The 11,778-nt window shown below is 63.7% G+C and carries 7 protein-coding genes; 2 read left to right on the forward strand and 5 right to left on the reverse strand.

What is annotated here, in order from left to right; genetic code table 11:
- Positions 1–166 precede the first annotated feature (166 nt).
- On the forward strand, positions 167–3,916 hold the full coding sequence (locus tag B5527_RS28645) for an autotransporter outer membrane beta-barrel domain-containing protein (RefSeq protein ID WP_172842695.1): 3,750 nt from the start codon (positions 167–169) through the stop codon (positions 3,914–3,916).
- 119 nt (positions 3,917–4,035) lie between these two features.
- On the opposite strand, the gene B5527_RS28650 is transcribed toward B5527_RS28645, so the two are convergent.
- From B5527_RS28650 to B5527_RS28670, 5 genes are all read right to left on the reverse strand, one after another.
- Positions 4,036–4,818 (reverse strand): enoyl-CoA hydratase/isomerase family protein, encoded by a 783-nt coding sequence (locus B5527_RS28650; protein ID WP_079604499.1) that lies wholly within the window; start codon positions 4,816–4,818, stop codon positions 4,036–4,038.
- Between the two features lie 296 nt (positions 4,819–5,114).
- On the reverse strand, positions 5,115–7,229 hold the full coding sequence (locus B5527_RS28655) for a molybdopterin oxidoreductase family protein (protein ID WP_079607577.1): 2,115 nt from the start codon (positions 7,227–7,229) through the stop codon (positions 5,115–5,117).
- 84 nt (positions 7,230–7,313) lie between these two features.
- A complete protein-coding gene (gene fabG / locus B5527_RS28660) occupies positions 7,314–8,069 on the reverse strand; it encodes a 3-oxoacyl-ACP reductase FabG (protein WP_079604500.1) in 756 nt (251 codons plus the stop codon).
- Positions 8,070–8,169: 100 nt separating this feature from the next.
- Entirely contained in the window at positions 8,170–9,543 is a 1,374-nt protein-coding gene (locus tag B5527_RS28665; protein ID WP_079604501.1) for an MmgE/PrpD family protein, read from the reverse strand.
- Between the two features lie 16 nt (positions 9,544–9,559).
- Positions 9,560–10,624 (reverse strand): ABC transporter substrate-binding protein, encoded by a 1,065-nt coding sequence (locus B5527_RS28670; RefSeq protein WP_172842696.1) that lies wholly within the window; start codon positions 10,622–10,624, stop codon positions 9,560–9,562.
- Between the two features lie 176 nt (positions 10,625–10,800).
- On the opposite strand from B5527_RS28670, the gene B5527_RS28675 reads away from it, so the two are divergent.
- Entirely contained in the window at positions 10,801–11,778 is a 978-nt protein-coding gene (locus B5527_RS28675; protein ID WP_079604502.1) for a tripartite tricarboxylate transporter substrate binding protein, read from the forward strand.

Below are 11,778 nucleotides of genomic sequence, written 5' to 3' on the forward strand. Positions count from 1 at the left end.
TGGGTTTCAAATAAAAAGAATGCAGAAACGTAAGTGGACAGACGTGCGAAGTGCTCGAATACGCTCCGCGCAGGAACGAAGGCTTTGCACAACGGAGGAGGCGGAATCGACAGGCCAAATTCGTCGCTCGCGTGCTGCCTTGTTAGGTCTCCATCGAGATGACTTTGTGCCGCTCGGCCGTACGTCTCCGATCAGCGGTGTCAGTCTCGCCAAAGGTTTGTTGCTGCTTGCATCGACGGCGTTGTCGGGCACGCTTGGCGCTGACGCGGCTCATGCGGCGTGCACGACAAATTTCTGCTGGAACGCGCCGACGGGAATTTGGTCGGGCGGCACCAATTGGACGGCCGGTGGGCCGCCGGCGAGCGGAAATACGGTCACGATCAACAATGGCGGGACCGCCACCGTTGACAGCACGAACGCCCAATCATCGAACGCGACAATCGATGGCAATAGCACCGTTGTGGTATCGTCAGGCGGTAGCTGGACCGACAACGGCAACTCGCCCGGCTTCGCCCAGCGAGGTGGCGCTATCACCATCGGCGAGACCAACACGGGCACGCTAACGATTGACAATGGCGGCACGGTCAACACGACCGGCAATCGTGCAGGCAGTGTGTTGGTTGGCGACCAGGCCGGCAGCAGCGGCATGATCACCCTTGGCAACGGCGGCTCCGGCACGGCGAGCCTGATCAACAGCGGCCCGGTCGGTTACCCCGGCAATTTCTACGTCGGTTACGGCGGCGACGGTACGGTGAACGTCAATGCCAACAGCATGATCAGCGGCTTCGATGGCATGACGCTCGGCGTCCTCGCCGGCAGCAGCGGCACGGTGACTGTGAACGCGGGTTCGCTCACCGGCGGCGGTAATATGGTCATCGGCGATCAGGGCTCGGGGACGTTGACCATCGAAAACGGCGGTACGGTCACTGGCACGGCCGGCCTGCTTGGTGTTCAGACCGGTTCCAACGGCAGCAGCGTGACCGTGACCGGGGCCGGTTCGTCCTGGACCCTTAGCGGTGGTCTCGAAATCGGCATCAACGCCAATGCGGCGCTGACGATCGCCAACGGGGGCGCCGTGAATCTTGGGTCGTCGCAGCAAATCTATCTCGGAAACGGAAACGGAAACGGGAGCGGCAGCGGCACTCTCACGGTCAACGGGGGGACGTTGAGCGCCAGTGGGGGCGAAATCTTTGTCGGAAGCAATGGAAGCGGCTCCAGTTCGCTGCTGATCGAGAATGGCGGTGTCGTCACCACGACCGGCTTCGCGGCGATCGGACTCTTAGGTGGCGCGGGGACAACGTCAGCCGGGAGCGTCACAGTGACCGGGCCGGGTTCGAGTTGGAATATTGGTAGCGGATTCCTGGAGATTGAAAATCTTGGAACGGTCACCGGCCTGACGGTCGAGAATGGTGCAAGCCTGACCAGCGGCGAGACGCTGATTGGCGGCTTTATCGCGAGTGCCGGCAACAATGCGATGGTCGTGACGGGCTCCGGAACCACGTGGCAATCCGGCGCAATACTCTTGGGAAGCGTTCCCAATGCAGGTCCCGGCAGTGGCACCGGAACGCTCGCGGTCACGAGCGGCGCTCACGTCTCGGCCAGCGGCAACGTGGATATCGGCTACAGTCCCGACGGCGGCAGCGGGGTCAAAGACTCGATCACCGTTGACGGCGGCGGTTCGAAGCTGACCACGACAAGCAATGTTCGCGTTGGCTACTACGGAACGGGCGCGCTCACCGTCTCAAATGGCGCCCTCGTCAGCGATATCGAAGGCGATATCGGCTACAGTTCCACCAACGCTGCGGCAGCCGGCGCCATATTCAGCGGCGCGACGACTCCAACGAATAGCATCGGTTCGGTGCTGGTCACGGGCGCCGGATCGATGTGGACGAACACCACCCTGATCGTTGGCGACAATGCGACGGTGGCGTCATTCCCGGGGACTGGCACAGGCACTTCGACCGGCACGCTGACAATTTCGGACGGCGGCGAAGTCAGCAGCACCAATGCGATCATCGTTGGCGCCAATGCCGGCGCAACGGGCACCATCAATGTCGGCGCCGCCGTTGGCCAAAGCCCCGTTGCGCCCGGAACGATTTCGGCTCCGGCCATCCAATTCGGCGCCGGTGGCGGAACGATCGTATTCAATCACAGCAGCACCGATTACGTGTTCGGCACCTCGATCCAAGGCGCTGGCTCCGTCGAGGTCGATAGCGGCACGACCGTGCTCACGGCGACGAATACTTATACGGGTGCCACCAACATCAATGGCGGAACACTCAATGTCGCGGGGGCAATCACAGGTTCGTCCGGCGTCACGGTGAACGCAGGCGGCACGCTGGACGGCACGGGCAGCGTCGGCGCCACCACCATCAACAATGGTGGAACCTTCATGCCGGGCAACGGCACTCCGGGTTCGTCGATGACGATCAGCGGGAGTCTCGCATTGTCCTCGGGCGCGTTTTATCTGGTGCAGATCAACCCGTCGACATCGTCGTTCGCTAACGTGACCGGCACCGCAACGCTCGGCGGGGCCACCGTGAACGCTGTCTACGCCAATGGCAGTTATGTGGCGAAGCAATACACCATCCTCACCGCCGGCAGCGTCAGCGGCACGTTCAATCCTGCGGTGGTCAATACCAATCTGCCGTCCAACTTCCACACCACGCTGAGCTACGACGCCCATGATGCCTATCTCAATCTGGCGCTGAATTTCGGGATACCGGGGGGCCTCAACGGCAACGAGCAGAATGTCGGCAACGCGCTGACCAATTTTTTCAATGCGACCGGCGGCATTCCGATCGTATTCGGTGCGCTGACGCCGGCGGCCCTGACGCAGGCTTCCGGCGAGATCGCGACCGGGTCGCAGCAGACCACCTTCGATGCGATGAACATGTTCATGGGCGTGATGACCGACCCGTTCATCGACGGCCGCGGCGATCTCGTGCCGGCGGGATCATCGACGGGCACATCGGCCTATGCCGCACAGGACAACCCGCGCTCCGGGGCGGCGCGAGACGCCAATGCGATGTTCACCAAGGCGCCTGTGATGGCCGATCCGTTCGCGCAGCGCTGGAGCGTGTGGAGCGCGGGCTACGGCGGCTCGCAGACCACCGATGGCAATGCGGCGGTCGGATCGAACGCCACGACGAGCGCCATCTATGGCACCGCGGTCGGCGCCGACTATCGCCTCTCGCCGTTTACGCTCGCAGGCTTTGCGCTGGCCGGTGGCGGCACCAATTTCAGCGTCAACGGATCAGGAACTGGACGCTCCGACCTGTTCCAGGCCGGTGCCTTCATTCGCCACACCGTCGGTGCGGCCTATTTCTCCGGCGCGCTCGCTTACGGCTGGCAGGACATCACCACCGACCGCACCGTGACCATCGCGGGCGTCGATCAGTTGCGCGCGGAGTTCAACGCCAACGCGTTCTCGGGCCGCGTCGAAGGCGGCTATCGCTTCGTCAGCCCGTGGATGGGCGGCATCGGCATCACGCCTTACGCCGCCGGACAGTTCACCACCTTCGATCTGCCCGCCTACGCCGAGCAGGCGATAACCGGCGCCAACACCTTTGCGCTCGCCTACGGCGCAAAGAGCGTCACCGATCCGCGCAGCGAGCTCGGCATTCGCACCGACAAATCCTTCGCGATGCCGGACGGCATCCTCACCTTGCGCGGTGGCGTGGCATGGACGCACGATTTCAACCCCGACCGCAGTATCGGGGCGACGTTCCAGACGCTGCCGGGCGCATCCTTCGTCGTCAACGGCGCCGCGCAAGCAAGCGACTCCGCGCTCGTCACCGCCTCCGCCGAGAAGAAATGGCTGAACGGCTGGTCCGCCGCCGCCACCTTCGAAGGCGAGTTCTCCAATGTGACAAACAGCTATGCCGGCAAGGGCGTGGTGCGGTATTCCTTTTAACTTCGCGAGCTCCGCTTGCTTCGCGGCGCCTTAGCATCGAGCGGCGCGTCGTCGCGCCGACCCGTTGGCTCGCAATGACCAAAAATTACGCCACGACTCAAACGTCATTCGTTTGATGGTCACTTCCCCGGCCATGACGGTTTGCGCTTCTCGCCGAACGCCTTGAGGCCCTCTTTTGCGTCCTCGGTCAGCGCCAGCAAGGCGATCTGGCTTTCGGTGTAGGCGATGCTTTCGTCGAACGACATCGAGGCGATGGCGCGCATGGCGTATTTGCCGCGCCGGATCGCGGTCGGCGACTTGTCGGCGATGCGGCCGATCAGCCAGTCGAGCTTGGCGTCGAGTTCGGCAGCCGGCACCACATAGTTGAGAAGTCCGGCCGTTTGCGCGGTCCGCGCGTCGAACGGCTCCCCGGTCAGCGCCCACTCGTTGACGAGGCGCCGCGGCGCGATCGATTGCAGCAGGCTCATCACCTGCATCGGGAACACGCCGACCTTCACCTCGGGCAATCCGAATATCACGTGGTCGGCCGCGACCGCCAGGTCGGTCATGCACAACAGCCCCATGCCGCCGGCCATGCAGACGCCGCCTACCCGCGCGATCGAAGGCTTGGTGGCGTTCTGCGACAGCCGCAGCAGATCGGCGTAATCGACATTCGGTCTCGAAAAATCCGTCGCGAAGGCGGCGCCGCTGTTCTGCAGATCGGCGCCGGCGCAAAACGCCTTGTCACCCGCGCCGGTCAGGACGATGACCCGAACGTCCCTATCGTCATGGGCGTCGCGATAGCCTTTTGCGAGGCCGGCGATCACCTCGCCGTTGAGCGCGTTGCGCTTCTCCGGCCGGTTGATGGTGATCCAGAATGCCTGCCCGCGCTTTTCAAGCACCACGCTGTTGTTGTCGGTCATTGCCTGCCTCGTCTGCTGCCGGCGGACATTAGAGCAAGATGGTTTCAAGTTGAATCGGTGCCCTTCACCTCTCCCCAGCGGGGAGAGGTCGATTTGCCAACGGGTCGGCGCGAAGCGCCGCCCGATGATAAACTCCGCAAATCGGGTGAGGGGGTGCTGCACCAACGATAGACCGCAACCCCTCACCCGGCGCTACGCGCCGACCTCTCCCTATGGGAGAGGTAAAGCTTCCGCTGCAGCTCAATCTAACTTCATATCGCTTTAGCGGCACGATGGTGGCCCGCTGCAAGCTCGATTTAAGGCTTCGGAAACGCCAAGGGCGCGACGGCTTTCCTGACCCAGACCTTGTTGTCATGGAATGGGGCGCCGCCGACCGGCGCGACCGCCTCGGCCCCGGTGAGCATGTTGATGCCGCGGCCGCCGATATGGGCCTTGTTCGGGTGTACCGATTCCGCGATCAGCACGCCGCGGCGCACGCCGTCGAACAGCCTCGCAGCCAGGGTCGTCTCGCCCCTGACATTGCCGAGCGTGACGGCGTCGCCGTCGGCGATCCCGAGCGTCGCGGCATCGTCAGGATGGATCATCACGCTGGGCGCGCCTTCGCGCGCCTGCGACGACGGCGTTTCGTTGAAGCTGGTATTGAGGAAACTGCGCGACGGGCTGGTGGCGAGCCGGAACGGATGCGCCTCATCCGCCTCTTCGATCGCGGTCCAGTGATCGGGCAGTGTCGGCATCTGCTCCCATGCGCCCATCATGCCGGCGTTGCCAAGCGGCACATGCGCCCAGTCGGCCTTGAAGTGAAATTTGCCGTCGGCATGGGCGAAGCCGTCGAGATAGTGCGAGGTACGGAAATCCGGCTGGAGGTCGCGCCACAGATCGGTTTCCAGCGCCTCGATGCCGCCATGACCGCTTTTCTTCAGCGTGGTGTTGATCAGTTCGCGTGGCGACATCTCGAAGCCGGGATGCACCGCCTTGAGGCGTCGGGCGAGACCCCGCAGCACCTCGTGGTTGGAGCGGCATTCGCCGGGCGGTTCGATCAGCTTGGCGCCGACCGAAATGTGCTGGTGGCCGCCGCCATAATAGAGGTCGTCGTGCTCCATGAACATCGTCGCCGGCAGAACAAGGTCCGCCATCTGGGCGGTCTCGGTCATAAACTGCTCGTGCACCACCGTGAACAGGTCTTCGCGCGCGAACCCCTGACGCACCAGCGCCTGTTCGGGAGCCACCGTCATCGGGTTGGTGTTCTGAATCAGCATCGCCTTGACCGGAGGTCCGCCCTTCAGCGCCGCCGCGTCGCCGGTCAGAATCCGGCCGATCTTCGACTGGTCGAGCACCCGCGTCGCATGATCGATGGCATCATGGCCCTCGATGACGGATTCGTTGAACTTCCAGATCGCGTAATTGTTGAAAAACGCGCCGCCGCCCTCGTACTGCCAGGCGCCGGTCACGGCGGGGATGCACAGCGCCGCATGCATCTGCGCCGCACCGTTCCGGCTGCGGGTGAAGCCATAGCCGAGCCGGAAGAACGACCGCTTGGTCTGCCCGACCGCGCGGGCGAATGCCTCGATCTCCTGCACCGGCACGCCGCAAATCGATGAAGCCCATTCCGGCGTGCGGGTCGCAAGATGCGCCTCGAGCTCACCGGGACAATCGGTATAGCGCGCGAGATAGTCGCGGTCGGCATAGCCTTCGCGAAACAGCACGTGCATGACCCCACAGGCGAAAGCGCCGTCGGTGCCGGGCCGCAGGATGATCTTGATATCGGCCTGCTTCATGGTGTCGTTGTTGTAAATATCGATGGCGGCGATCTTCGCGCCCCGTTCCTTGCGGGCGCGCATCGCGTGCGTCATCACGTTGACCTGGGTATTCACGGGATTGGTGCCCCAGATCACCACCAGATCGGAGACTCCCATCTCGCGCGGATCGACGCCGGCGACCTTGCCGGTGCCGGCGGCAAACCCGACCCGGGCGATGGTGGAACAGATCGTGCCGTAGAAGCGGGAATATTTCTTCAGATGGGTAAGGCGATTGATGCCGTTCTTCATCACCAGACCCATGGTGCCGGCGTAGTAGTAAGGCCACACCGACTCGGCGCCGAACTCGCGCTCGGCCTGATCGAACCGCGCCGCGATCTCGTCCAGCGCGTCATCCCACGAGATCCGTCCGAACTTGCCTGATCCCTTCGGCCCGATCCGGAACTGCGGATACATCAGCCGGTCCGGATGGTGAATGCGCTCGGCATAGCGCGCGACCTTGGCGCAGACCACGCCCGCGGTATAGGTCTGCAGCTTGGAACCGCGCACGCGGCCGATGGTGGAATTATCGATCACCTCGATATCCAGCGCACAGGCCGACGGACAATCGTGCGGACAGGTGGAATGCCGGATGTCGATCTTGGCCTGCTGGTTCATGCGCGTATGGGTACCATCAAAAGCCCCGGCAGCCGAGCGCATTTATCCGGCAATGCCTGCACAAAAACAACGGCACCCCATGCATCATGCGCCGAGATAGGCGCCGCCATTGGCGTGGATGGCCTGACCGTTGATATAGCGCGCCGCCGGGCCGCACAGGAACCGGACCATGGCCGCGACGTCCTCCGGCTTGCCGCGCTCGTCGGTGATGGTCTGATGGGTCAGGTGGTGCGCGGGTTCCGGCTTGTCCTTCGGGCGCGGCGTGCCGATCAGCCCCGGCACCACGCAATTGACGGTGATGCCGTCATCGGCCAGATCGTGGGCCAGCGCGCGGGTGAAGCCGATAATTCCGGCCTTCGCGGTCACGACATGGGCGCGATCCCTCGCACCGGTATGCGCGCTCAGGCCACCGATGTTGACGATGGTTCCCGTCCCGCTTTTCCGCAACGCCGCCAGGCAGGCTTTTGTGCAATGAAACGCGCCGTCGAGAGTGACATCAAGGATTTCGCGCCACTCGGCGTAATCCATCTCGGCGAACGGCTTTTCCCGCCGCAGCGCGGCATTGTTGACGAGGATGTCGAGGCGTCCAAACTGCTCCACCGCCGCGTCGACCATCGCCTGAACTGCTGCGGCATCGGCGACGTCGCCGATATGGACCAGCGCCTTGCCGCCCAGCGCCTCGACCGCGCGCGCCACGGCGTCGGCCTCGGCGCGTTTGCTGCGCGCATTGACCACGACGGACGCCCCGCCCTCCGCCAGCGCCAGCGCAATCGCGCGGCCGATGTTGCGGCCGGCACCGGTGACGATGGCGACTTTGCCGGTGAGTTCAGTGGTGGTCATTTCGTCCTCTCCCCGTCATGCCCGGCCTTGTGCCGGGCATCCACGTCTTCCCTTTGCCGCAAGACGTGGATGGCCGGGACAAGCCCGGCCATGACGGCAGCTAACTTCGCAACGCGCTCAGGTCGATCTTCCCATTGTACAATCCGGCCATCAGCTTCAAGGCGGCCTCGCCGTGCGCCGTGGTCCAGCCGCCATGCTCCGCGTTGAGCATAAACTTGTCGACAACGTCTTGCCGCGTCAGCGGCTCCTGCGCGCCGCCGCGCATGTAGGGCTGCCGCTCCTCGATCACGCTGCCGTCTTTCATGGTCGCCCTGAGGTGACCGGTATAGTTGGCCGGATAGGGATTATCAGGATCGATCACGAACTTCACTTTTGCCGCCAGCGCGAGCACGCGGGGATCGCGGATCGCTCCTTCCGTGAATGCGCCGAGCCCGACCCCGCCATGGACAAAACCGGCCGCCAGCAGGTACGGCGTGGCGAACTTGGCGGAATAACCGTTGCGCGGGCGTTGCTTGTCGGCCAGCGGCTCCCACAGCCGGTGCACGGTGCCCTCGGCCACCTCGCAGACGATCTCCTCGATGTTGTCAGCCTTGACGCCGCGCGCCGCCAGCCGCCTCGCGCAATCGATGTAAGGCTGCGCCATCGTCCCGCACGGATAGGGCTTGAACGCCAGCGTATCCGTTACCCAGCGCGAGCCGAAATCGCCAGTCAGGGCATCGTAGTCGCCTTTGGTGGTGTGGGCGAAACCATGGAACAACCCATGCACGCCTTCGAACACCGTGCGCGGGCCGACAAACCCTCCCCGCGCCAGCAGTGCGGCCCGAATGCCCGATTGCGCCGCCCAGCCCGCATGCAGCCGCTTGGTCCAGGCACCCTCGGCGAGATATTCGATGATGCCGCCCGCCATGCTGCCGGCGATCCCGAGCGCGTCCACAATCTGTCTGGCGTTGAGGCCGAGCGCGGCACCGACGCCCGCGGCCGCCCCCATGGCGCCGAAGATCGCGGTCGGGTGAAAGCCCGCCTTGTGGACGGCTTTTGGGACCACGAGGCTCAATCGGCAAAGCACTTCGGTGCCAACGGCGATGCCGATCAGCGCCATCCGGCCATCGGGATTGTGCCGCTCGCAGGCGGCCAGAACCGCCGGCACGATCACGGCGCCGGCATGCACCGGACCGCCCTCGAACGTATCGTCGAAATCCTCGCCATGCGCCGCGGTGCCGTTGACGAAGGCCGCACCCGAGGCGGTGAGCGTGCGCGCGTAGCCGACCGCCGTGCAGGGACCGTCATCGTCCCAGCCTGCCAGCGCGCTTGCGACATAGTCTTGGTTGCGCGCGGTGACGCACAACCCCACGACATCGATCAGCAGGTCCTCGCATTTGCGCGTGGTCGCAGCCGGCAGCGTGCCCGGCTTCAGCGCGACGATTTTGCCGGCGAGCGTTTCGGCGACCGAAGTCGTTGGCAGTTCGGATGTCATGATTGCCGCCGGCGTATCAAACGTGAAAGATCTTGGTGTAGCGCGCCTTGATCGCGTCGCCCTGTTTTTCCACCGCCGCGGCGTCATCCTTCATGGTCTTGATATCCTTGAACGGCGTGCGCCCAGGCTTCTCCTGGGTTTGCGGATGCACCGAGCGCAGGCCGCCGACATCGATGATGAGCTGCTGGGCCTCGCGGCTGAAGCAGAACGACTGAAACAGTTTTGCCGCGTTCGGATTGGGCGAGCCCTTGAAGATCCCGTTCGGGCCGATGATCAGCGGCGATCCTTCGCTGGCATAAACCGGCTCGACCGGGCGTCCGGCTTCCTTCATTTGGAAAATATTGTACTCGTTGCCGTCGGCCATGACCGCCCGCTCTCCGAGATCGAGCTTCTTCGGCGGGTCGGCCGATGATTGCACCTGCATGATGTTCTGCTTGGCGAGCTGCTCGAACCAGGTCCAGCCGAGATCGCGCTGCATCTGATAGGTCGCGGTCATGATGGTGCCGCTGTAGCCGGGATGGGCCTTGACGATCTTGCCCTTCCATTTGGGATCCAGCAGATCGGCGAAACTCTTTGGCGCTTCCTCCGCTTTCACCAGACCAGTGTTGTAGGCGATGATGCTGAGCCAGACCCGCCAGCTCGCAAACTGGCCGTCAACATCCCGGTGCTCGGGCGGATAAAACTTCGCGACATCCTCGGGCACGTAGGGCGCCAGTATGCCGTCGCGTTTCCAGACGATGAAATGCGCAGCATCCGACGAGTTCACCACGTCGACCGCGTGGATGTTGCTGGAATATTCCTGGCCGATGCGCTGGAACACGCGCTCCGCGCCGGTGCGTTCGACCCGCACCGCGATCCCGGGATATTTCGTCTCGAATGCCTTGGCCAGTTTCTCCGCGACCGGCAAATCGGTCGAGGTGTAATGGATAACCTGGCCTTCCTTCTTCGCCGCCTCGATCAGCGCGGGGGTGACCGGCTCAGGCGGCGGAGCATCCGCCAAGACACGGGTCGAGAACGCCGCACCCGCCAGCAATACACTTGATCCCTTGAGCACGTCGCGGCGCGATAATCGCTTTTTCATTGGCCCTCTATCCGCTTGTTCCGGCGAAAACGGTACACCGCAAGTTATCTTTTATTCTTACAGCACGCACCGAGTCTTTCGTCGACAGCTCATTGCCATTGCCGCTAGACTTGACAGTGAGATAATGGCCGACCACCAGTCCGGCGCAGAACAAGATCGGGATTCGGGAGACGAAAATGACGGGCCCAAGGTTCGCCCTCGCAGTGGCGGCCACTCTTCTTGCGACGCCAGTTCTTGCGACGCAAGGCTTCGCACAGGATTATCCGACCAAGCCGGTCAGGATTGTGGTTCCCTTCGGCGCCGGAGGCCCCGCCGACGTGACGGCGCGCCTGCTCGGCAACATCCTGCAGGACAAGTTCGGCCAGCCCTTCGTGATCGAGAACCGAACCGGCGCAGGCGGCGTGATCGGCACGGTCGAGGCGGTCAAATCGCCGCCCGACGGCTACACGCTGTTGATGATGTCGAATACCCAGACCGCGAATGAATCGCTGATGCCGCAGCGCAAATACGAGTTGATGCGCGATCTGGTGCCGATCGCGCCGGTCAATTACTCCGACCTCGTCATCGTCGTGCATCCGTCGGTGCCGGCCAAGACGCTGGCCGAGTTCATCGCGCTCGCCAAATCACAGCCGGGAAAACTGAACTACGCTTCCTCCGGCCAGGGCACGCCCTATCACATGGCCGGCGAGCTGTTCAAATCCATGGCCGGTATCGATATCGTGCACGTGCCTTACCGCAACAGCGGTGAAGCACGCAGCGGCGTGATCGGCGGACAGGTGCAGATGATGATCGACGCCGTGACCACGATGGCGCCCAATGTCGGTGAAGGCCAGGTGCGGGCGCTCGCCACCACCGGCAAGACGCGTTCCAGTGTGCTGCCCAATGTGCCGACGGCCTCCGAGGCCGGCGTTCCCGGCTACGAGGCGACCATCTGGCTCGGACTGATGGCGCCCGCCGGAACGCCCAGGCCGATCATCGACAAGCTGAACGCGGCCGTCAACGAGGCGGTCAAGCGGCCCGAGATCGTCAAGCTCTGGGCCGAACAGGGCGCGGTTCCGATGTCGATGACCCCAGAGGAGTTCGACAAATATCTGCGCGGCGATATTGTGAAATGGGCCAATGTCGTCAAGCAATTCGCCGATAAGCCGCAATAA

It is taken from the genome of Bradyrhizobium erythrophlei (assembly GCF_900129425.1).
In the GTDB taxonomy this organism is placed as follows: Bacteria; Pseudomonadota; Alphaproteobacteria; order Rhizobiales; family Xanthobacteraceae; genus Bradyrhizobium; species Bradyrhizobium erythrophlei_C.

What these genes read in the sequence shown, in the direction of transcription:
- B5527_RS28650 (WP_079604499.1), bottom strand. Translation starts at nt 4,818, where the DNA reads ATGACCGACAACAACAGCGTGGTGCTTGAAAAGCGCGGGCAGGCATTC.
- B5527_RS28655 (WP_079607577.1), bottom strand. Translation starts at nt 7,229, where the DNA reads ATGAACCAGCAGGCCAAGATCGACATCCGGCATTCCACCTGTCCGCAC.
- fabG (WP_079604500.1), bottom strand. Translation starts at nt 8,069, where the DNA reads ATGACCACCACTGAACTCACCGGCAAAGTCGCCATCGTCACCGGTGCC.
- B5527_RS28665 (WP_079604501.1), bottom strand. Translation starts at nt 9,543, where the DNA reads ATGACATCCGAACTGCCAACGACTTCGGTCGCCGAAACGCTCGCCGGC.
- B5527_RS28670 (WP_172842696.1), bottom strand. Translation starts at nt 10,624, where the DNA reads ATGAAAAAGCGATTATCGCGCCGCGACGTGCTCAAGGGATCAAGTGTA.
- B5527_RS28675 (WP_079604502.1), top strand. Translation starts at nt 10,801, where the DNA reads ATGACGGGCCCAAGGTTCGCCCTCGCAGTGGCGGCCACTCTTCTTGCG.